Source organism: Alloiococcus otitis ATCC 51267, assembly GCF_000315445.1.
Lineage (GTDB): Bacteria > Bacillota > Bacilli > Lactobacillales > Carnobacteriaceae_A > Alloiococcus > Alloiococcus otitis.
This window is the reverse complement of sequence record NZ_JH992959.1, coordinates 194,569-212,640: the sequence shown is the minus strand read 5'-3', so window position 1 is coordinate 212,640 and position 18,072 is coordinate 194,569. Positions and strand designations below refer to the sequence as shown.

Annotated in this window: 25 protein-coding genes; 20 read left to right on the top strand and 5 right to left on the bottom strand. The window is 43.2% G+C overall.

Annotated elements, in window-relative coordinates; genetic code table 11:
- Nucleotides 1–23: 23 nt before the first annotated feature.
- The 5 genes from HMPREF9698_RS05835 to HMPREF9698_RS05815 all read right to left on the bottom strand — a co-directional run bounded on the left by HMPREF9698_RS05835 (nucleotide 24) and on the right by HMPREF9698_RS05815 (nucleotide 3,506).
- Nucleotides 24–1,145: a site-specific integrase gene (locus HMPREF9698_RS05835; RefSeq protein WP_003778269.1), complete on the bottom strand. Its 1,122-nt coding sequence runs from the start codon at nucleotides 1,143–1,145 to the stop codon at nucleotides 24–26.
- Between the two features lie 152 nt (nucleotides 1,146–1,297).
- Nucleotides 1,298–1,837 carry a hypothetical protein gene (locus tag HMPREF9698_RS05830; RefSeq protein WP_003778267.1) on the bottom strand — a complete coding sequence of 180 codons (540 nt, stop codon included), beginning with the start codon at nucleotides 1,835–1,837 and terminating at the stop codon, nucleotides 1,298–1,300.
- Nucleotides 1,838–2,074: 237 nt separating this feature from the next.
- Nucleotides 2,075–2,650 carry an Ltp family lipoprotein gene (locus HMPREF9698_RS05825; protein ID WP_003778265.1) on the bottom strand — a complete coding sequence of 192 codons (576 nt, stop codon included), beginning with the start codon at nucleotides 2,648–2,650 and terminating at the stop codon, nucleotides 2,075–2,077.
- A 12-nt stretch (nucleotides 2,651–2,662) separates the two neighbouring features.
- Nucleotides 2,663–3,061, bottom strand: coding sequence for an ImmA/IrrE family metallo-endopeptidase (locus HMPREF9698_RS05820; RefSeq protein ID WP_003778263.1), 399 nt, complete (start codon nucleotides 3,059–3,061; stop codon nucleotides 2,663–2,665).
- A 4-nt stretch (nucleotides 3,062–3,065) separates the two neighbouring features.
- A complete protein-coding gene (locus HMPREF9698_RS05815; RefSeq protein WP_003778260.1) occupies nucleotides 3,066–3,506 on the bottom strand; it encodes a helix-turn-helix domain-containing protein in 441 nt (146 codons plus the stop codon).
- Nucleotides 3,507–3,662: 156 nt separating this feature from the next.
- Here HMPREF9698_RS05815 and HMPREF9698_RS05810 point away from each other — a divergent pair, with 156 nt between their 5' ends.
- From HMPREF9698_RS05810 to HMPREF9698_RS05720, 20 genes are all read left to right on the top strand, one after another.
- Nucleotides 3,663–3,905 (top strand): helix-turn-helix transcriptional regulator, encoded by a 243-nt coding sequence (locus HMPREF9698_RS05810; protein WP_003778257.1) that lies wholly within the window; start codon nucleotides 3,663–3,665, stop codon nucleotides 3,903–3,905.
- Nucleotides 3,906–3,935: 30 nt separating this feature from the next.
- Complete coding sequence (locus HMPREF9698_RS05805; protein WP_003778253.1) at nucleotides 3,936–4,226, top strand: DUF771 domain-containing protein; 291 nt, start codon at nucleotides 3,936–3,938, stop codon at nucleotides 4,224–4,226.
- 194 nt (nucleotides 4,227–4,420) lie between these two features.
- Complete coding sequence (locus HMPREF9698_RS05800) at nucleotides 4,421–4,630, top strand: hypothetical protein (RefSeq protein ID WP_003778251.1); 210 nt, start codon at nucleotides 4,421–4,423, stop codon at nucleotides 4,628–4,630.
- Between the two features lie 61 nt (nucleotides 4,631–4,691).
- Nucleotides 4,692–5,168, top strand: coding sequence for a siphovirus Gp157 family protein (locus HMPREF9698_RS05795; protein ID WP_003778249.1), 477 nt, complete (start codon nucleotides 4,692–4,694; stop codon nucleotides 5,166–5,168).
- A 12-nt stretch (nucleotides 5,169–5,180) separates the two neighbouring features.
- Nucleotides 5,181–5,864, top strand: a complete 684-nt coding sequence (locus HMPREF9698_RS05790; RefSeq protein WP_003778246.1) for an AAA family ATPase — start codon at nucleotides 5,181–5,183, stop codon at nucleotides 5,862–5,864.
- The gene (locus tag HMPREF9698_RS05785; protein ID WP_003778244.1) at nucleotides 5,857–7,281 is read left to right on the top strand and encodes a DEAD/DEAH box helicase; all 1,425 of its coding nucleotides are present in this window, start codon (nucleotides 5,857–5,859) and stop codon (nucleotides 7,279–7,281) included. The genes HMPREF9698_RS05790 and HMPREF9698_RS05785 overlap by 8 nt, the downstream gene beginning before the upstream one ends.
- A complete protein-coding gene (locus HMPREF9698_RS05780; protein WP_003778243.1) occupies nucleotides 7,282–7,818 on the top strand; it encodes a DUF669 domain-containing protein in 537 nt (178 codons plus the stop codon).
- A gap of 11 nt (nucleotides 7,819–7,829) precedes the next feature.
- Nucleotides 7,830–10,124, top strand: a complete 2,295-nt coding sequence (locus tag HMPREF9698_RS05775) for a phage/plasmid primase, P4 family (RefSeq protein ID WP_003778241.1) — start codon at nucleotides 7,830–7,832, stop codon at nucleotides 10,122–10,124.
- A gap of 351 nt (nucleotides 10,125–10,475) precedes the next feature.
- Nucleotides 10,476–10,829: a hypothetical protein gene (locus HMPREF9698_RS05770; RefSeq protein WP_003778239.1), complete on the top strand. Its 354-nt coding sequence runs from the start codon at nucleotides 10,476–10,478 to the stop codon at nucleotides 10,827–10,829.
- Nucleotides 10,829–11,143 carry a VRR-NUC domain-containing protein gene (locus tag HMPREF9698_RS05765; protein WP_003778237.1) on the top strand — a complete coding sequence of 105 codons (315 nt, stop codon included), beginning with the start codon at nucleotides 10,829–10,831 and terminating at the stop codon, nucleotides 11,141–11,143. The genes HMPREF9698_RS05770 and HMPREF9698_RS05765 overlap by 1 nt, the downstream gene beginning before the upstream one ends.
- Before the next feature lie 2 nt (nucleotides 11,144–11,145).
- A complete protein-coding gene (locus HMPREF9698_RS08970; RefSeq protein WP_003778235.1) occupies nucleotides 11,146–11,322 on the top strand; it encodes a hypothetical protein in 177 nt (58 codons plus the stop codon).
- A complete protein-coding gene (locus HMPREF9698_RS05760) occupies nucleotides 11,319–11,552 on the top strand; it encodes a DUF3310 domain-containing protein (protein WP_003778233.1) in 234 nt (77 codons plus the stop codon). The genes HMPREF9698_RS08970 and HMPREF9698_RS05760 overlap by 4 nt, the downstream gene beginning before the upstream one ends.
- Entirely contained in the window at nucleotides 11,542–12,111 is a 570-nt protein-coding gene (locus HMPREF9698_RS05755; RefSeq protein ID WP_040292633.1) for a helix-turn-helix domain-containing protein, read from the top strand. The genes HMPREF9698_RS05760 and HMPREF9698_RS05755 overlap by 11 nt, the downstream gene beginning before the upstream one ends.
- 12 nt (nucleotides 12,112–12,123) lie before the next feature.
- On the top strand, nucleotides 12,124–12,633 hold the full coding sequence (locus tag HMPREF9698_RS05750; RefSeq protein WP_003778229.1) for a hypothetical protein: 510 nt from the start codon (nucleotides 12,124–12,126) through the stop codon (nucleotides 12,631–12,633).
- Nucleotides 12,630–13,055 (top strand): sigma factor-like helix-turn-helix DNA-binding protein, encoded by a 426-nt coding sequence (locus HMPREF9698_RS05745; RefSeq protein WP_003778227.1) that lies wholly within the window; start codon nucleotides 12,630–12,632, stop codon nucleotides 13,053–13,055. Before HMPREF9698_RS05750 ends, HMPREF9698_RS05745 begins: the two co-directional genes overlap by 4 nt.
- Nucleotides 13,056–13,247: 192 nt before the next feature.
- Nucleotides 13,248–13,697 carry a terminase small subunit gene (locus HMPREF9698_RS05740; protein WP_040292631.1) on the top strand — a complete coding sequence of 150 codons (450 nt, stop codon included), beginning with the start codon at nucleotides 13,248–13,250 and terminating at the stop codon, nucleotides 13,695–13,697.
- On the top strand, nucleotides 13,672–14,970 hold the full coding sequence (locus HMPREF9698_RS05735) for a PBSX family phage terminase large subunit (protein WP_003778223.1): 1,299 nt from the start codon (nucleotides 13,672–13,674) through the stop codon (nucleotides 14,968–14,970). The genes HMPREF9698_RS05740 and HMPREF9698_RS05735 overlap by 26 nt, the downstream gene beginning before the upstream one ends.
- 14 nt (nucleotides 14,971–14,984) lie before the next feature.
- Nucleotides 14,985–16,466, top strand: a complete 1,482-nt coding sequence (locus HMPREF9698_RS05730; RefSeq protein WP_003778221.1) for a phage portal protein — start codon at nucleotides 14,985–14,987, stop codon at nucleotides 16,464–16,466.
- Nucleotides 16,426–17,427, top strand: a complete 1,002-nt coding sequence (locus HMPREF9698_RS05725) for a minor capsid protein (RefSeq protein ID WP_003778219.1) — start codon at nucleotides 16,426–16,428, stop codon at nucleotides 17,425–17,427. The genes HMPREF9698_RS05730 and HMPREF9698_RS05725 overlap by 41 nt, the downstream gene beginning before the upstream one ends.
- Before the next feature lie 90 nt (nucleotides 17,428–17,517).
- Nucleotides 17,518–18,069 (top strand): DUF4355 domain-containing protein, encoded by a 552-nt coding sequence (locus HMPREF9698_RS05720; RefSeq protein WP_003778218.1) that lies wholly within the window; start codon nucleotides 17,518–17,520, stop codon nucleotides 18,067–18,069.
- Nucleotides 18,070–18,072: the final 3 nt, after the last annotated feature.

Sequence of the window (18,072 nt, the reverse complement as noted above, 5' to 3'; positions counted from 1 at the left end):
TAACAATGCATAAAAATTATGCACTAATTATGCACTCCAGCAGATGTAATTTCTGCCATGATGTCATCCACACGCTGCGCTTCTTGCTGATCCAACTCATCTAGGATATGACCATACACCTCATAAGTAATTTGGGTAGATGAGTGGCCCAATCTTTTCGAGATGTACTTAATGTTAATTCCTTTGTACAGCAAAATAGAGCAGTGTGTATGCCGTAATTTGTGGAAGGTGATCTCTTTCACGCCTGCCTTTGAGCAGGCTTTTTTTAATGCCTTATTCACGCCACTATTGGACACGTGTTGGCCGAATTTGTCCATGAAGATATATTGAGGGTAATCCTTCTGGACTTGCAATTTATAGCGCTTGAGCCATGCGACGGTTGCTTTATCCAGCGCAATGGTTCGCTTGGACTTTTCGGACTTCGGTTTCTGAAATTTCTGACTTGTCCGGTAATCAAACATACGATTGACCGATAGCGTATGTCCTTCAAAATCAATGTCGTCCCAAGCCAGTCCAACAATTTCACTGAACCGTAAACCAGTCGCTAGCGCTAGCAAGATCATATATCTTGAAGTATAAGTTGGTTTGAGGTTTTGCTTCAATTGCTCGGACAATTTGATTGCTTCATTGTAATTGAGATACATGTCCGCTTCTTCGTAACGGTCTTTCGTTCCCGTAATTGTTACTTTATAAGTCGGGTCTTTGGGAATCAGGCCCTCATGAAAGGCGTCGGTTAAACATTCCCCAATAAAAACATGTTTCTTTTTCACCGTGGAAGTTGTACGGCCTTGGCCAAAGTCATTAAGAAATTTCTGATAGACGTGCTTTGTTATATTTTTTAATTTCATTTGCCCAAAATAATCGCGGGCTTGTTCGATAGCTGTTTCCACGTCTTTGTTATAGCTAGGTGAAAATTTATCTTTTTTGTATGTTTTGTACCACTCCTCAAAGTAATCAATAAAAGAAATATCCTTGCTGAAGTTCAATCCTTGCTCCAACTTCTCTTTCGTTTTTGCGGCGTGAAGTTGGGCTTCTTTTTTAGTGGCAAAGCCACTTTTCGATTTTTGCTTCAGTTCTTGTGTCATTGGATCCTTGTAGGAAATGCGATATTTCCAACCCGATTTTACTTTCTTCAAAAAAGCCATTTCAAAAACTCCTTACTTTTCTAGCATAACGAGTGCATAAATGCTAAAATAAGGAATTGGGGGAAACCATCCATATATGATCCCCATCAACCCCTTATAAAACCGCACGTTCCATTCTCCCCAGAAGTCAGCGTGCGGTTTTTTTGTATGTGTTATTCGTTTAAGTCCACTGAAACCGGGTAGTCGCCGATATCTTCAAAATCAGCTTCGTTAAAGACGTGCAAGGTCATTTCTAAATTCCCTTCTAGTTCGGGCAATTCATCCCCTCCCAGGCCTCCGATGCTTAAAGTGGCGGTTGCATTTTTGCCTCCTGCTATATCTTGACTCATACTAAGTAAGCCTTCATCAACCATCGTGTCGTTAATGGACACGTCACGGGCTTGGGCGGTAATGGTATTATCGGTATTGTTGGTGATATCAAAGTTTATTTCGTATTTTTCTTCCTCCCAAAATTCATCATAGATGTAATCAATATCGACAAGTTCAGCCGTCACATTTTCATCATCTACGATTTGTTCATTGACTTCAGTTGTTTCTTCCACGTCCGCTTCCTCATCTTCCATTTCAGCTTCTTCCTCATCAGCCGTTTCTTCCGTCATTTCCTCTTCAGGTGGTTGACTGTCGGCATCTCCTCCACAAGCGGTAAGGGCTAACGTGGATAAGCTAAGAGCTGCAATGAGTTGGCGTTTCATACACAACATTCCTCCATTGAATTATTTTTAAGCTTTTACGCCTTCGGCCAGTATAACGTAAGCGCTATAAAATATGAAGCATAATTTTATGAGTCTAGTAGGAAGTTCACATCATCTGCTATGTCTGGAATGTCCTCCTTAATATGTTAAAATAATATAAAGAGACCTCTTTTGGAGGCTTTCTTTACTTCCTAACACACCTAGTTCTTTGGCGAGAGTGGGTGTGTTTTTTTTATTTTAAAGATTATCGAGGGCGTATTGTGCTTGTTCCTCTGTGTAGCCGTCAAACATCAATTGATTAATCATGTCTTGATCAGAAAAACCCATGCCGGTATTCTCATAGTTTTGAGCAGACATCAAGGCTTGCTCGTTCCAATCAACTTCGATATTTTCCATAGCGTAATTAATTGCTTCATCGCCGTAATCTTCAAATGCTAATTGTTCTCTCAATCCTTCTTCCGAAAAGCCCATACCTGTATTTAAATAGTTTTCAGCAGACGTCAGGGCATTCTTATGTTCTCGTGGAAGATCTTCATCAGTAGATTCATCTTCTATAGAATCATTATTAGGAGACGCTTCATCAGTAGAAGTTTCTGTCTGTTCAGTGTCTGTTGTGGCCGCCTCTTCTGTCTGTGGCTCGTCTGTAGCCGTTTCAGTTTCTCCGTCATCAAGTAATGCTCCCCCGATTACAAGGACCGCTACTAAACCAATCAGACCTCCGCAACCCCATTTCATGCAACCTCCACGTTTTTCTTTTTTAACAGTGACTTCGTTACCGTTCTCATCATAATACTTCTTTTGTTCTTTAGCCATTTTGTTTCCTCCTTATAGTTTCCCTTCTAATTTATACACTTCAATAGATTTTTCGATAACATCTTCTGGCAAATCTAATTCTTCAGCAATCTGGTACAAATAAACCTTATCCTTTGCTTCACTATACTTTTTTAGGTAGTGTACTGGCACTACTTTCTTATAACTCCACCGTCTAGCTTGAATTTCTTCTTTACGATGTAGCTTATAATTAGTAATGTCTTTTGGTGAAGATGTTTCATAATGTCCAATTTCTTCAGCTAGTACTATGTATGCTTGGTCTCTATCAATGTTCGAATTAATAAAAACATTATTATCGACAATTAACCCAGACAGACTATCAGGCATATCTGATCTAAATTCAAAAGATAACTCATCATGATATTCATCAATTAACTTTTCTAGTCTGTCCATTTAATCACCTACTTTCCTTTTTTTCTTTTCGTACTTTGTCAATAAAGTCATTAATTTGTTGTTTCTCCTCATCTGTCAAGTCATCTTTAGTATGAGCGGCGAACAGAATAGTATCATCAATTTCGCCATTTTGTTGTTTAAGTTGATGTTCAGCGAAGTTGTAGACTTTCTGTTGGCGAACCTCTTCGAGTTGAGTAGAAACTTCTGCTATCTTCTTCACTATATCATCAGTTTTAGCAGTGGGCGGAAACAAATCATTAATACTTATGTTCAGAGCCTCTGCCAGCTCAAATAATCTATGCTCTTGAGGTGTTCGGTATCCCGATTCGTAATTTGAAATAGTGCCTTTCCCCAACCCTAATTTTTTGGCTAGTTCATCTTGGGTCATTTTGTTTTCTTTTCTGTAGTAACGCAATTTATTGCCAATGTATGAACTTAAATCCATTTTATTTTTCCTCCTCCCAATTACTTTCTACCTATATTATACACACGCCGCGTGAACATTGCAATAATTATTTCACGAAAAGCAAACTTTTTTATTGACAATAGTTCACTAATCGTGTACAATTAATTTAGAAAGTTAAGAAAGAAGGTGATCGATGTGAGAAAGCACCAAAGACAATGGAAGTTAGAGGAGTTACGAGAGTTAAATGGTGACACACAAGAGCAAATAGCAAATCTGCTAAACATAAATACTACATCTTTTAGAAATAAAGAAAAAGGTGATACAGAATTTAAAGCAACAGAAATGTTTATAATCGCTAAGTACTATGGAAAGACACTAGAAGAAATTTTTTTACCTCCAAAGTTCACTTTTAGTGAACAAAGAAAACAAGAAGTATAGAAAGGAATATATTAATAAGGAGGTGATACAATGCAAACCTTAGACATTCAAGTTCAAGTACCGGAGGATCATGTACTCATTAAGCGAACGGAACTTGATGAATTAAAAAACAATGACCTCACCGGGAAGGTTTGGGAAATGAAAGACTTAAGCCAAGCCACGCGGCGAAGTGCTGATTGGCTCAAAGAGTATATTCTTTACCCTTACCGTTCTGACTTAGAAGCCTTTGTCAAATACCCACGTGGAAAGGGGGATCGCTGGAAGTTTGGGGCTAAGCAGATGAGCCGATGGCTGGAAGATCATTTAGAGGAGGTAATGTAAATCAGCCAAGCAGACCGACAAGCGATGTTAAAGCATTGCTTCATGGACTATGAAATGATGATTACGCATTCTATACCGCTCGAAAAAGCAAGGAAAACCGTCTTTGAAGACTATGCTTTAACGGACGCCGAAAAAGAAACACTCATGGTGCAAATGCTAAAGATTATTGAAGACAAAGTAAGGATGATACGCCAATGAAAGAGAAAATTATTGTCGCATTAGCCACGCTGAATGTCACATTGATGTGGTACATTTTTGAATTGCCTCACCGACCGAATTACGCCCCTGGGGGTGAATTCGCCGTGCCGCTATTGGTCTTCCTCTTCTGGTTGATTGGCCACGAAATACAACAAAACGAAAAAAGACGACGTAAATACGCCGACTACAAAAAAAGAGAACTGTAAAAACAGTCCTCTTCCATAAAAACACAAGCCTAGTTTAACACAAATAGGAGGAGCTAACGAGATGAATTTATATGAATTGAGTGGTAGCTATATTCAACTCCAAAACATTTTGGAAGACATGGAGGACGAAGACATTGCCGCTGCTTTAGATGAAGTCAATGACAGCTTTGAAAACAAAGCGATTAACACCGTGAAAATGATTAAATCGTTTGAAGCGGATGCCAAAGCCGTGAAAGAAGAGAAGCAACGATTGGGGAAACGGCAAAAGACACTAGAGAACAAAGCCCAAAGCTTGAAAGATTATATTTATGACAATATGAAAGCAACCCAAAAAGACAAAATCAAATCTGATCTCTTCAATATTTCCATTCGCAAGAACCCGCCTGCTTTGGCTATCCACAGTGAGGAAGCTATCCCGGCTGAATTCTACATTGAACAAAAGCCGAAACTCGATAAGCAAAAACTCAAAGAATACGTTAAAGAATACGGCTTAGACGGCGTAGAACTCAAACAAGGCGAAAGCTTAAGCATACGATAAGGAGGGAACAAGATGGAGATTAAAAGCGCTACTGATTTAACGGAAGAGAATGCGACCTATCTTATTTATGGTGGTCAAGGAGTTGGTAAAACAAGTTCCTTGAAATACTTGCCCGGCAAAACATTAGTGATTGATATTGATAAGTCCAGTCGAGTTCTTAAAGGAGAAGAAGCTATTGACGTGGCCTCTATCGATACTAGCAATATTTGGGAAGAGTGGAATAATATTGCGAAAGAATTGATTACCGACAAAAGTTACCAAGAAAAATACGACAATATCGTGATTGACAATATCAGCGAATTGTTCCGATCCTCTCTTGAAAATCTTGGGAAAAGGGGCAAGGCAAGCCAAAAAGGGGTACCGGCTATGTCCGATTACCAGATTGTCGATTTTATGATCATGCGAGCGTTAAGAGGCTTACAGACCTTAGATGTTCGCCTGATCTTAACCGCTTGGGAGAAAACCGATAAGTACGAACATGAAAGCGGGCAAACCTTTAACCGTGCTTTTCCGGATTTACGGAACTCAATTGCTGAAAACTTCATGGGGCTTTGTGACGTGATCGCACGCTTGATTATTGTTCAGCGTGACAATGAGCAAGTCCGTGGCTTCCTACTCCAGCCGACTCCTGAGGTCATCGCTAAAAATCGATTAGATGACCGCACTGGGGCTAAGGTAAGTGAACTCGTTGTATAAGCTTTATGACTATCAAGAAAAGCTTGTTAAACAAACAAGAAAGGCTCTGACACGCCACCAAGGTGTTTTAGTGGTGAGCCCAGCAGGAAGCGGGAAATCAGTCGTCATCGCTGAAATTGCTCGTCTGACGACACAGAACCAACGACCCATTTTATTCATCGTTCATCGCAAAGAATTAGCCGACCAAATTGAAGCCAGCTTTCAACAAAACCGTGTGGACATGGCCTATGTCACGATTATGACCGTTCGCAAAGCCGCGAACCGGTTAGCTGAATTGCCCGAACCGTCCTTGATTATCACGGATGAAACGCATCACAGCCGAGCTAAAAGCTATCAAGACATTTACGATTATTTTGATCAGGCTTACCGCTTGGGCTTTACAGCAAGTCCGTGGCGCTTAAATGGGCGTGGATTTGATGATCTCTATGGCGAGATGGTGGAAGGCCCTAGTGTTCAATGGCTCATTGACCATGAATTTTTAGCTCCTTATCGTTACTTTGCCCCAAAGTTAGCAGATTTAAGCAAGCTGAAGAAGTCCTCCACGGGCGAGTATTCCAAGCGATCGATTGATCAAGCGATGAAGAAAGCCGTCTTTGGGGATGTCGTTCAGCACTACCAGAAGTTAGCCAGTGGTCAGCAAGCCATTTTATACGCCCACTCAGTTCAAGCAAGTCGGCAACTCGCAAAGACGTTCCGGGCCGAGGGGATTCAAGCTACTCACGCGGACAGCCACACGCCGAAGCAAAAGCGAGCCAAAATTATGGACGACTTCAAGCAAGGGAAACTCAAAATCTTGTGTAATGTCGACTTGATCAGTGAAGGTTTTGACGTTCCCGATTGCCAGTGTGTCATCTTAGTTCGCCCAACCGCAAGCCTTGTGCTTCACATCCAGCAATCCATGCGTAGCATGCGCTACCGACCGAACAAAATCGCCACCATTATTGACCACGTTGGCAACTATGAGTTACACGGCCTTCCCAACACTGAACGAGACTGGTCACTACACGGTCGCAAGAAACAAGCGAAGGCCAAGCCCCGGGATGATGTCCCCAGCGTGACGGAATGCCCACACTGCTTTGCGGTTATTCCAAGTGGGAAAACCATTTGTCCGATGTGCGGGCAAAGCATTCAAGCCAACAGCGGTCAGGATGATTTAGAGCAGGTGGATGCCGACTTAGTGGAAGTCGACCAGCCGAGCTTTAAGGCGGATTACCGCAAAGTACGATTGCAGCAAGATTACCTTAAACGTAACCAATCCGATTTAGAAAATTTAGAAGATTGGTATTGTTATGCCAAGTCCCGAGGCTATAAAGATGGTTGGCTTAAGTACCATTATCAACCTCTTAAACCATTATCATGGCCTCAATTTTACCAAACCATACACCCTTATAAAGAAAAATACAAAGGAGTTTTTTAGATGTTATTTAAAGCAGACTACTCAAATCTCAACAGTGGCAATAAAGATTTTGAACCTTTACCCACCGGCGAATACGAAATGATCATTAAAAAAGCAGGCGAAAATGCTACCCCAAACGGTGCGGAAACCTTCCAGATTGACCTTGTCGTTCGAAACGATATTCAAGAAAACAAAGGCTATCAAAACCGCCACATCTTTAACGACAATTGGAAACGAAAAAATGGGCCAAACGCAGGCCAATACCCCGTTGATGACTTTCAATATATTTTAATGGCGACTGAAGTACCGGAGGGGACCGAAATAAACTCAATGGATGATTTCGCCCAAGCGATCACTGGTAAACCGGTTCGTGTTTACGTGAAAAAAGAATATTCCGACTACCGCGAAGAAGACGTGAATGAAGTGGCGCCGTGGAATTATGGGAAAAGTCATTACCCCATCGTTAATCACACCTGGAAAGATGGAACCCCAGCCAGTTCACCAGCTGATGATGACGACGATGAAATTACCATTAACGAAGACGACATACCGTTTTAAGGAGGGGAGTAATGGCAATGATACCCGAAGAACTCAAAGAATTGAAGCAATGGTGCGTGTGGAAGTATGAGGAGCGAAACGGCAAACGAACCAAAATACCGTATGACCCCAAGACATACCAAAACGCGAAGAGCAATAATGCAAGCACATGGGCGGACTTTCAAACCGCCCGTGCGGCTTTTCAAGAAACAGACGCCGACGGTCTAGGTTTTTTCTTCCAACCGCCATACATGGGAATCGATCTAGATGATATTGCCACCGACTTGGAACGTTTTAAAAATGGGGACCATACCGACAATTTAGTGTCGAAATTTTACCACGGCTTGGAAAGCTATGGTGAGATTAGTCCATCTGGCCAAGGGATACACATTATTTTAAAGGGTAAAGTACCCGGCGATGCCAAGCGTAAAGGCAATGTGGAAATGTACGACAGCGGCCGATTTTTCACCATGACAGGCGATAGTTTAGGGCGCTATCAAACGATTAACCAGCCCGACCAAGAGGCCTTTAACCGCCTGTACGAACGTTATATTCAACCTAACCAAAATAAAATTGTTCATCATAAGTTTCGCAAGTCCACGGTACACGACTTGTCCGAAAGGGAGATTATCAACCGGATTTTAACCAGTAAGCAAGGTCCTTTATTCAAGAAGCTGATGAATGACCATTGGCAGGAAGATTATCCTTCTCAATCAGAAGCCGACATCGCCTTAGCCAATATATTAGCCTTCTGGTGCGCCAAGGACTATGAGAAGATGGACAGTATCTTTCGTCAATCTAGCTTATACCGTCCAAAATGGGACGCGAAGCGTGGGAAAACCACTTACGGGAGTGCTACCCTTCACCGGGCGATTAACGACACACAGAACGTTTATGAGCCGGATAAACACAAGAAAGAACCGCTGAAATACCACTTCAACTTTAGCCAATCGAGCGATAAAAGCTACCCGGCCCGATCATGGGATGATACCGGCAACGCTGACCGTTTCATGGATCGTTACGGTGATATTGTCCGTTACTCGTTCGTCCACAATCGTTTTTATGTGTACGACGGCACACGCTGGAAAGTTGACGACATGGGGGAAGTTCGGCAGCTAGTGGACGCTATGATTGATGACTTAAAAAACGAAACGATCGACGTCCCTGAAGATATGGATGAAGAAGAAGCGCAGAAAGCATTCCGGAAGTTCATTAAGACCAGTCGCGGAACGCAGCGCAAGGATGCTGTGATGAAAGAAATCCAGCACCGCGTTCCCATATCCACGGATGCTTTTGATCAAGATAACATGACGCTCAATGTCCAGAATGGCTTTATTGATCTATCAAATGGCACATTACACGATCACGACAGCGCCAAAGGCTTTTCCAAGATCACACAATTTGATTACACCGAAAAAGACAGCCCAGACACTTGGCTTGATTTCTTAAATGATATTTTCGACGGCGACCAAGCCACCATCGATTATATCCAGAAAGCCTTAGGGTATTCCTTGACGGGGAGTACCCGTGAACAAGTCATGTTCATTCTCCACGGAAAAGGGAATAACGGGAAATCACTCTTTATCGAAACCGTTTCGGAAATCTTAGGCAATTATGCCAAAACCGTTCGAGCTGATAGCTTAATGGTTAAACGAAATGACCGTGTCAATAACGACATTGCCGCTTTGCAAGGTTCCCGAATGGTGACCTCTAGTGAACCGAATGAAGGGTTTCGCTTTGATGAGGGGCTGATCAAACAACTGACTGGTGGCGATAAAGTCACCGCCCGCTTCCTATATGGAGAAGACTTTGAGTATAGCCCTAAATTTAAGCTATGGGTGTCCACTAACCACAAACCGATTGTTAGAGGGACGGATGACGGGATCTGGCGCCGGCTGATCCTCATCCCATTTGATGTGCAGATCCCAAAAGATAAAGTTGACAAAGACCTTAAATACAAGCTTCTAAGAGAAGCGTCCGCTATTCTTGAGTGGCTCATTGAGGGAACCATTCAATGGCAAGAAGAAGGATTAGAACCACCACATAAAATTGTCCACGCGAGCCAGGACTACCGGCAAGATATGGACGTTTTAGAACACTTTATTGCGGATGAATGCCAACGCGTTGAAGGTGGCTTGGCCCCTGCTAGTCGACTGTATAACTTATACAAAAAGTGGGCTGATGATAGTGGAGAGTACAAAATGAATAAGAATACTTTTGGGAAGAAAATGAGAGAAAAATTCAGTCGGAAACGAACTAAGAAAGGTAATTTTTATAAAGGTTTAGTTATTAGAGAAAGATATCCTGGACTCCACGATATTCATTGATGTAGACCCTGGTGTATACCGATGTATACCTTATAAAAATAAATAACATCTGTTGAATCCTATCATATCAGTGCTTTATTACTATTTATATTTATTGGTGTATACCTCCTTTAAAAAGTAGTATAGGAAAAGAAAATAATAATAAGAAAGGGTATAAAAGAGGTAATGATTTTAGGAGGTATACACCGTGTGAAAAAACAAGCTTGAATATGCTTTGTTGATAGGGTTTAGAGGGGGTTGATAGGTCTACACCAAGGTATACACCCCGTGGATGAATGCCCAAATAAACAAAAAATGGAAGCTCCCGCGTGGACTTCTCTACTCGACAAATTTTAAAGAAAGGATTTTGAGATGTTATTTCAAGACTATTTGGATGAACGCTTGACCTCCAATACGAGCTTAGACAATCTGGCGGATGCCCTTCAGTCAGATCCTGATCTTCCCCGTACTAATGAATTGGACGATATCAGCCAATATATGACTGATAGCCCTCGGTATACGGCTGACCAGGTCAATGCTCTAGTCCCTTTGTGGAAGACGTATTTGAAGCAAAATCGCCGAACTCATAACCGCTTTGGCGTGAAGCAAACATCACTCAACCTACCAGCGCCTTTAAATGATCAAATTGAAAAGTACCGTAAACGCAACAATATCCAGTCCTACAATCAAGCCGCTATCTTTCTGATCGAAAAGGGGTTGCGCTAATGGCATCTGAAGCAAAAGTCCAAAATGATATTTTGCTGGCCGTTAATCAAGCAGGTCATCGCTTATGGCGCAGCAATGCCGGCAAAATTAAAACAAATTTTGGCCAATGGGTGAAACTCTTTCCGAAGGGTTTCCCCGATACGGTTGGCTACCGGAAAGGCGACGGAAAATTTATTGCGATTGAGGTCAAAAATGAGTCCGGTCGTTTACGATCTGAGCAAAAGCAATTTCGGGATTTTGCCCGGACGCAACCGATCCTATATGGGGTGGCACACAGCGTGGATGAAGCTTTTCAAATTATTGAGGAGGATTGAGCATGAAGGAGAATGTTTATCGCCTTTGTTATATTGATCAATCTGGAAATTATTATGGTGATGTGATTCAGTCCGAAAGCCGAGTACAGGCTATCCAATTGTTCAAGGAAAAGTTCGATATAGAGCCTAGTGCTTATGTGCTTGTGGATCGAGTAATAAGTGAGGAGGTTTGGCAATGAAGTCTAGCAATCCAATCAAGCCCGGCCACTACAAACAAGGCCGTCTAGATTTGTTTGATGCCTGGTATGCAACGCTACCCTTCCAGCACTACAAAACGGTCATGGTTTGCATTGCTGAGCGGTATATGAAGCGTGAGAAAGATAACCCTATTCAAGATATTGACAAAGCAATTGAAACGTTAAGACGGTTACGCCGCAATATGGTGAAGGAGGAGACCTATGATGCCTAAAACGTTTGGCGCTTTACTCAGAGAGGAACGGTTGAAGCGAGGACTAAGTCGTTATAAAATTCAAGGTGTACTCGGGACGTTTGGCCAAACTTATACCAAGTGGGAAGAAGACAAAGTGGTGCCACGCCCTCGTTCCGCTTACCAAGTTGCTATGACACTTGGCTGGCCAATTGAAAAAGTCGAACCGTGGCTCCATTTACCCGATAAGCCTGTGGTGTTGCGTCAGCTACTGCTCAGAAGCTTGGAAGAGGGAATATCGCACAAACAAATAGCGGATTATATGGGCATTGCTGAAAGTGATTTTGGTAGTTATGTTTCGGGGCGTCAAACGGTTCCGCCTCATCATTTGGAACAAATGGAAGGCATGCTGTTAAAACCGAACTGGGGCCTTGCGAGTTATTTAGACGAAAAGGATCGAGTGGGGGCTGGTGGCGTGATCAATTATACCCTTGTTGCTGAACTCGAAGATGAATTTGGGCAGCTATCGCTCGTACCGGAAGACGATGAACGATTAGAAGCGATCAAAGAAGACTTAAACGTCGTCTCGAGCACCGTATAAAGGAGGTCTAGCGTGGAAGAACGCATTATTAACCTTATTCGATCGATCGAAAATGAATATGGTCATGTTAGCGATTGCCCCGATGATGATCAGCGCCTCCAGCAGGTTCAAGAATACTTTAACGCTTCAGTGAAGGCCCCTGCTTCTCCTCAAGACTTGGCCACTATACGAGATAAAATTAACTATTATGGACCCAACTTGGCCCCCGTGGCGAAATACCTTCAGATGAGTGAGCGACGGGCGAGAGAGGCCTTGACGCTCTTTAGAGATGACGTTGATGTCAACGATTTACCGATCATTGAAGAAATGATTGATGATGAAATCCAACAAGGGCATACAAAATACTTGTTTATTACGCCCGAAGAGGCCCAAAAGATAAAACAAAAGCGGAAGCGGAAAGGCGTGAAGCAAGCTGATTTATCCATGGGGAGCCGTGTCATTCGTCATATGGAGTATGGCGGACGGGTTAAGCGGCAGACCTATAACCGCTATATGGACAAGTTGGAAGAGGTGAGTGAATGACGCCAAGGGAGTACTTTCAGCAATGCCTAACGCTCGATCACGCCGTAACCGAAAAGCAAAATCAATACGAATTGGTCAAGGCGAGCATTTTATCAGCCAGTAAGATTAGTGATGTGAATGTTCAGTCATCCCCGACTCGTACGCACGAAGATAAGTTGCACCGACTCTTTAAACTTCATGACGACGTGGACAAACAAGTTGATGAATTAGTTGATTATAAATTAAAGCTGTCCATGGAAGTGAATGAACTATCTGATGACCGTTACCGTATGGTATTATCTGAACGCTATTTTAAAGGCAAGACCTTTGAGCAAATTGCCCAACAGCACCACTACAGCGTCCGATGGGTGCGGAAGCTACATGAGCAAGCCTTGCGAGCTTTTGAAAAACTTTTTCCGCACAAATTTATGAGGACCTTTTAAGACACCTCTATCAGGTGTAAAGTGGTAGTATAGAAAGAATGCAAGAAAGGTGTCCATACTTTTAAAAGTCCGATCAACTTTTGACGCGGTGCATATCAAAGTGTCCTACTCTTTTTAACGTATCATTGCCATTCTGAAATATTCCTCCGCCTAGCTTGCATTCTTTCTACATATTTTAGGAGGTGATGGAAAATCGATAAATTAAATGTACGACAACGAAAATTTGTGGATGAGTACATCATCCATGGGAACGCTACAAAAGCAGCCATTAACGCGGGCTACAGCAAGAAAACAGCTGGAGCGCAAGCAGGGCGTTTGTTGCATAATGTTAAAATATCACAAGCAATCAAACGCCGAACCGAACAACTGTTCGATGAAAAAGCCATGTCGGTTGCAGAAGCTATTGCTTTATCGTCAAGTATTGCTAGAGGCGAACCTCAAACCAGCCACTTCAAGGAAACTGACAAGCAGAAAGATGAGGTCACCAAAGAAACCGAACGGCAGTACACGCCGTCCGTGGAAGATCGTCAGCGTTCTCTGGAACATATTTTGAAAATTCACGGAGCCTTTACCGACCGTTCCGAAATTGAGCTGACAGGAGGCGTGCAATTCATCGATGACATCGACCCTGAAGATGAGTGATCTGATTCCGCCCAAATTTCACGCTGTATGGAACGCCGCGAAAGATCCTGACATTTTAAACATTATTTGCAAAGGCGGCCGAGGGTCGGGAAAATCATCCGACATTGCTCATATCCTGATCCAATTAATCATGCGCAAGGCCGTTAACGCTGTGGCTATACGAAAGACAGATAACACGCTAGAACAGTCCGTTTATGAGCAGTTAAAATGGGCCATTCAAGAGCAGAAGGTTACACACCTGTTTAAATTCAACAAAAGCCCGTTGCGGATTACTTACCTTCCGCGTGGGAATTACATCGTCTTTCGTGGCGCGCAAAATCCAGAACGCATTAAGTCTTTAAAAGACAGTCAATTTCCCTTTGCCATTGGCTGGATCGAGGAATTAGCCGAGTTTAAAACAGAAGATGAAGTGAAGACCATCACCAACTCCCTCTTACGGGGCGAGCTAGGGGACGGTCTTTTTTATAAGTTTTTCTATTCTTATAACCCGCCCAAACGCCGACAATCTTGGGTCAATAAAAAGTACAATAGTCATTTCTTGCCAGCTAACACCTATGTTCATCACTCGACTTATCACGACAACCCCTATATTGCTCAAGCCTTTATTGATGAAGCCGAAGCAACGAAAGAAAAGAGCCAACGCCGGTACGATTGGGAATATTTAGGTGAAGCCATTGGGTCTGGCGTTGTTCCGTTTGACAATCTGGTGTTTGATACCATTCCAGACGAGCAAGCGCAAGCTTTCGATAACTTGCGGTTCGGCGTGGACTTTGGATACGCCACCGATCCACTAGCCTTTGTCTGCTGGCACTATGACAAGAAGCATAATGGCATTTATGCAGTTGATGAATATTATGGGCAAAAGATTTCGAACCGTCAGCTGGCTAAGGTCTTGCATGCGAGAGGCTACCAAAGCAAGCGTATAGCGGCCGATAGTGCCGAACCGAAGAGTATTGCCGAACTGAAGAAAGAGCACGGCATTAAGCGGGTCTATGGTGCTGTAAAAGGCAAAGACTCAGTAGAGTATGGTGAGCAATGGCTTGATGATTTGGAGTTTATTTGTATCGACCCGAAACGAACCCCTCATATTGCGTGGGAGTTTGAAAACATCGATTACGACACCGACCGCTACGGCGATCCATTACCAAGACTGGTTGATAAAGATAACCACGCTATCGATGCAACAAGATACGCATTAGGGCAGGACATGCTCAACAAAGGCGAGTTCAATGCTGACAAGGCTATTCATAAAGCCAAACAACTCTTCCAATAGAAAGGAGCGACAGAATGAGCGAAGGCGACTATGTACCAAAGTCCTATCAATTTGAACGGGACATGGACCGGGACACCGTGATGAACCGACATGACAGCGTGGAATTCCAAGATGGCGCTAATGATCACTTTCTGGCTGACGGCATGGATGACTTGCTCAACACAGCAGAAGGCCACAAACGCTTGCGCCGAATGCTGAACCAATTCAAAGGCGCACAGCTAGACCGTATCAACATTTTAGATGACTATTCTAAAGGCAATAACACTGACATCAAGACAGGTCAGCGCCGCGTGGATAAGAATAAGGCCGACAACCGTATTCAGCACAACTTTGGCGGGTATATTAGTTCCTTTGTAACCGGCTATCTACTTGGGAACCCGATCACCTTAGATGAAGAAAACCTTTCTGACATCCACGAAAACAACGATATTGATGCTCTGAATTATGATTTAGGCTATGATGCCTCCCGCTTTGGCCGGGCTTATGAATTGCACTACCGCGACAGCGATGGGCTAGATAATATTTCAATCATTGATCCAAGCGAGTTATTTGTGATTCGGGAAGCGAGCGTTAAATATCCCATTATTGGAGCGGTGCATTGTCCGACTTACAACGGAAAAATGCATATCACCATTTACACGGACAATTATATTTATACTTACCCACCGCAAGCTTACGAGAACATCAACTTTAATAGCCCTGACGTTACCCGCCATGAATATGGGATTGTCCCTGTTGTTGAGTGGTGGAATAACCGATTCCGTACAGGTGATTTTGAACCCGTATTGAGCCAAATCAACGCCTATGACAATGCACAATCTGACACAGCTAATTATATGTCCGATCTGAATGATGCCACATTAGTACTTTCCGTGGATGACATAGACAGCATAGGCGGACGCGAAGGAGCCGAAGCTATGGCGGACGCCAACATTTTTGTGTTGGAGAATGGCGTTACGGCTAACGGATCCTCTACACAAGGCAAGGCCGAATATATTTACAAACAGTACGATGTGCAGGGAACTGAAAAATACAAAGACCGTTTGCTGAACGATATTTTTAAACTGGCGAACATCCCGAACTTGGATGACAAAAATTTCAGCGGGCAGCAATCGGGTATTGCGATCCAGTACAAGCTGATTGGCTTACGTCAAATTCAAGTTATTAAAGAACGTTATTTTACCAAGGCTTTACGCCGTCGGTACAAGTTACTTGCCAATATCCATGAAGAATTAAACGACACGCCGATTAATTTAGATCAATTGAAATTCACGTTTCACCCCAACCTCCCGCAAGATGTTTGGGAAGAAGTCGGGAACTTTATCGAAGCAGGCGGGGAATTGAGTCAGGCTACTTTACGAGAATTAGCCTCCTTTACTGACGAAGCCACTGAAGTGGAACGCTTGACCCGCGAGAGTCCCGCTCAGCTTTACATGAGTGAGGAGGAACGTCGTTATGGTTTTGACCAAGACCCGCCAGCAACAGATAGCGAATAGAAATTACAACCGCGAACGGCGTAAGATAGCTGAATGGATTATGGAAGATGTCGACCAAGAGCAATTGATCAAAGGCATCCACCAAGCGGCTGCTGAACGCGTGGGGAATATGATCGATGAGTTTTACCGTCGCTATGCAGGACGCGAAGGGCTAAGCGTGGAAGAAGCGAAGAAAAAGGCGAGCGCTTTTGATGTTACACAATACTTTGACAAAGCGCGCAAAGCTGTGGCCGAAAAAGACTTTAGCCCGGAAGCTAATGAATGGTTACGCACCTACAATTTGAAAATGCGAACGTCACGCCTAGAAGTCTTAAAGGCTGAAATCAATTTGGAATTATTGACAATGTACGACGACGAAGAAGGGTTAATTGAGCAATCCTTGCTGGACGAAGTTGAAGATGAAATGGAGCGCCAACGGGAAATTATCCGTGAAAACAAAGAGCAAGCGGGTATTCTTGGCAATTCTGTTGTTAGTCCCAGCCAAGATTACCGAAATATTGTTAAAGCGGACTTTTATGGCGCGGACTTCAGTGAACGTATTTGGGGTCGAACCGGTCACTATCAAGAGATGCAACGCGATGTCTTCAATAGCTTAGCCAATATTTTTACAGACATGATGGGCTACCGCAAAGAGCGGGACCGATTAATGGCTAAATTTAATGCCAGCGAGAACGAAGCCATGCGACTGCTCAAGACGGAAATGGCTCGCGTGCGAGCCGACTCCCAAATTGAAAGTGGCAAGGCCAACGGGTTCACACACGCCATTTACGTGGCGGAACCAACGGCTTGCGATGTTTGTGCGGACTTAGATGGCACCGCTATTCCGTTAGACGATATCCGCGTTGGGGAAAACTTTTACCCGATGCATCCGAACTGTAAATGTAGCAGTTATATGCAAATAAAAATGGACTATGTGGATGGCGGTACAAACTTAGATGAATACAAAGACTATGAGCCCTAAGGGTATTTGTCCAAACCGTGCTTAACGACGGAAAAAGATGCATGAGATCGTGGAGGTTGCACGTAGAAAGCGTAAGGAAGGATTTTAAATATGGCAGACGAAGAACAAAAGCAAGACCAAACCCAAGCGGAAGAAGAGAAAACCGTTCAAGTAGCGGAAATGAAACGCCGTTTGGAAAAAGAACAAGATAAATACCAAAAGCAAATTGACGAACTCAAAGAAAACCAAGAAGAAGCTGTTAAGCGAGCGTATGAGCAGGCCCAAAAAGAAGCGAAGATGTCCGCCGATGAATTAGCTGACTATCGTATTAAAGAAACTGAACGCAAGCAAGAAGAAGAGCGACAAAAATACGAAGAGCAAATCGCAGAATACAAACGGCGGGAAAAACAACGGGAAATTCATGATGAGTCCATTAAAAAGTTAGATGAACTGAACATTCCCGTTAACCAATCAACGCTTGATTTGGTGCAGGCGGACAGCTTAGACGGCATGAGTAGCCGGGCTGACGCATTGGCGAAGGTGATCAGTGCCGTGAAGAGCGAGTACGCTACTAGCAAACCGCCCAAAGTCAGCGGCGGGACTGAAGCAGATGACAGCGATCAAAACATGTTTGACATTTTAGACCAAGCGAAGGAGCGATAACAC

Excerpts from the sequence above, each read along its gene's own strand:
- HMPREF9698_RS05835 (WP_003778269.1), bottom strand. The coding sequence starts at position 1,145 with ATGGCTTTTTTGAAGAAAGTAAAATCGGGTTGGAAATATCGCATTTCC.
- HMPREF9698_RS05830 (WP_003778267.1), bottom strand. The coding sequence starts at position 1,837 with ATGAAACGCCAACTCATTGCAGCTCTTAGCTTATCCACGTTAGCCCTT.
- HMPREF9698_RS05825 (WP_003778265.1), bottom strand. The coding sequence starts at position 2,650 with ATGGCTAAAGAACAAAAGAAGTATTATGATGAGAACGGTAACGAAGTC.
- HMPREF9698_RS05820 (WP_003778263.1), bottom strand. The coding sequence starts at position 3,061 with ATGGACAGACTAGAAAAGTTAATTGATGAATATCATGATGAGTTATCT.
- HMPREF9698_RS05815 (WP_003778260.1), bottom strand. The coding sequence starts at position 3,506 with ATGGATTTAAGTTCATACATTGGCAATAAATTGCGTTACTACAGAAAA.
- HMPREF9698_RS05805 (WP_003778253.1), top strand. The coding sequence starts at position 3,936 with ATGCAAACCTTAGACATTCAAGTTCAAGTACCGGAGGATCATGTACTC.
- HMPREF9698_RS05800 (WP_003778251.1), top strand. The coding sequence starts at position 4,421 with ATGAAAGAGAAAATTATTGTCGCATTAGCCACGCTGAATGTCACATTG.
- HMPREF9698_RS05795 (WP_003778249.1), top strand. The coding sequence starts at position 4,692 with ATGAATTTATATGAATTGAGTGGTAGCTATATTCAACTCCAAAACATT.
- HMPREF9698_RS05790 (WP_003778246.1), top strand. The coding sequence starts at position 5,181 with ATGGAGATTAAAAGCGCTACTGATTTAACGGAAGAGAATGCGACCTAT.
- HMPREF9698_RS05780 (WP_003778243.1), top strand. The coding sequence starts at position 7,282 with ATGTTATTTAAAGCAGACTACTCAAATCTCAACAGTGGCAATAAAGAT.
- HMPREF9698_RS05775 (WP_003778241.1), top strand. The coding sequence starts at position 7,830 with ATGGCAATGATACCCGAAGAACTCAAAGAATTGAAGCAATGGTGCGTG.
- HMPREF9698_RS05770 (WP_003778239.1), top strand. The coding sequence starts at position 10,476 with ATGTTATTTCAAGACTATTTGGATGAACGCTTGACCTCCAATACGAGC.
- HMPREF9698_RS05765 (WP_003778237.1), top strand. The coding sequence starts at position 10,829 with ATGGCATCTGAAGCAAAAGTCCAAAATGATATTTTGCTGGCCGTTAAT.
- HMPREF9698_RS08970 (WP_003778235.1), top strand. The coding sequence starts at position 11,146 with ATGAAGGAGAATGTTTATCGCCTTTGTTATATTGATCAATCTGGAAAT.
- HMPREF9698_RS05760 (WP_003778233.1), top strand. The coding sequence starts at position 11,319 with ATGAAGTCTAGCAATCCAATCAAGCCCGGCCACTACAAACAAGGCCGT.
- HMPREF9698_RS05755 (WP_040292633.1), top strand. The coding sequence starts at position 11,542 with ATGATGCCTAAAACGTTTGGCGCTTTACTCAGAGAGGAACGGTTGAAG.
- HMPREF9698_RS05745 (WP_003778227.1), top strand. The coding sequence starts at position 12,630 with ATGACGCCAAGGGAGTACTTTCAGCAATGCCTAACGCTCGATCACGCC.
- HMPREF9698_RS05735 (WP_003778223.1), top strand. The coding sequence starts at position 13,672 with ATGACATCGACCCTGAAGATGAGTGATCTGATTCCGCCCAAATTTCAC.
- HMPREF9698_RS05730 (WP_003778221.1), top strand. The coding sequence starts at position 14,985 with ATGAGCGAAGGCGACTATGTACCAAAGTCCTATCAATTTGAACGGGAC.
- HMPREF9698_RS05725 (WP_003778219.1), top strand. The coding sequence starts at position 16,426 with ATGGTTTTGACCAAGACCCGCCAGCAACAGATAGCGAATAGAAATTAC.
- HMPREF9698_RS05720 (WP_003778218.1), top strand. The coding sequence starts at position 17,518 with ATGGCAGACGAAGAACAAAAGCAAGACCAAACCCAAGCGGAAGAAGAG.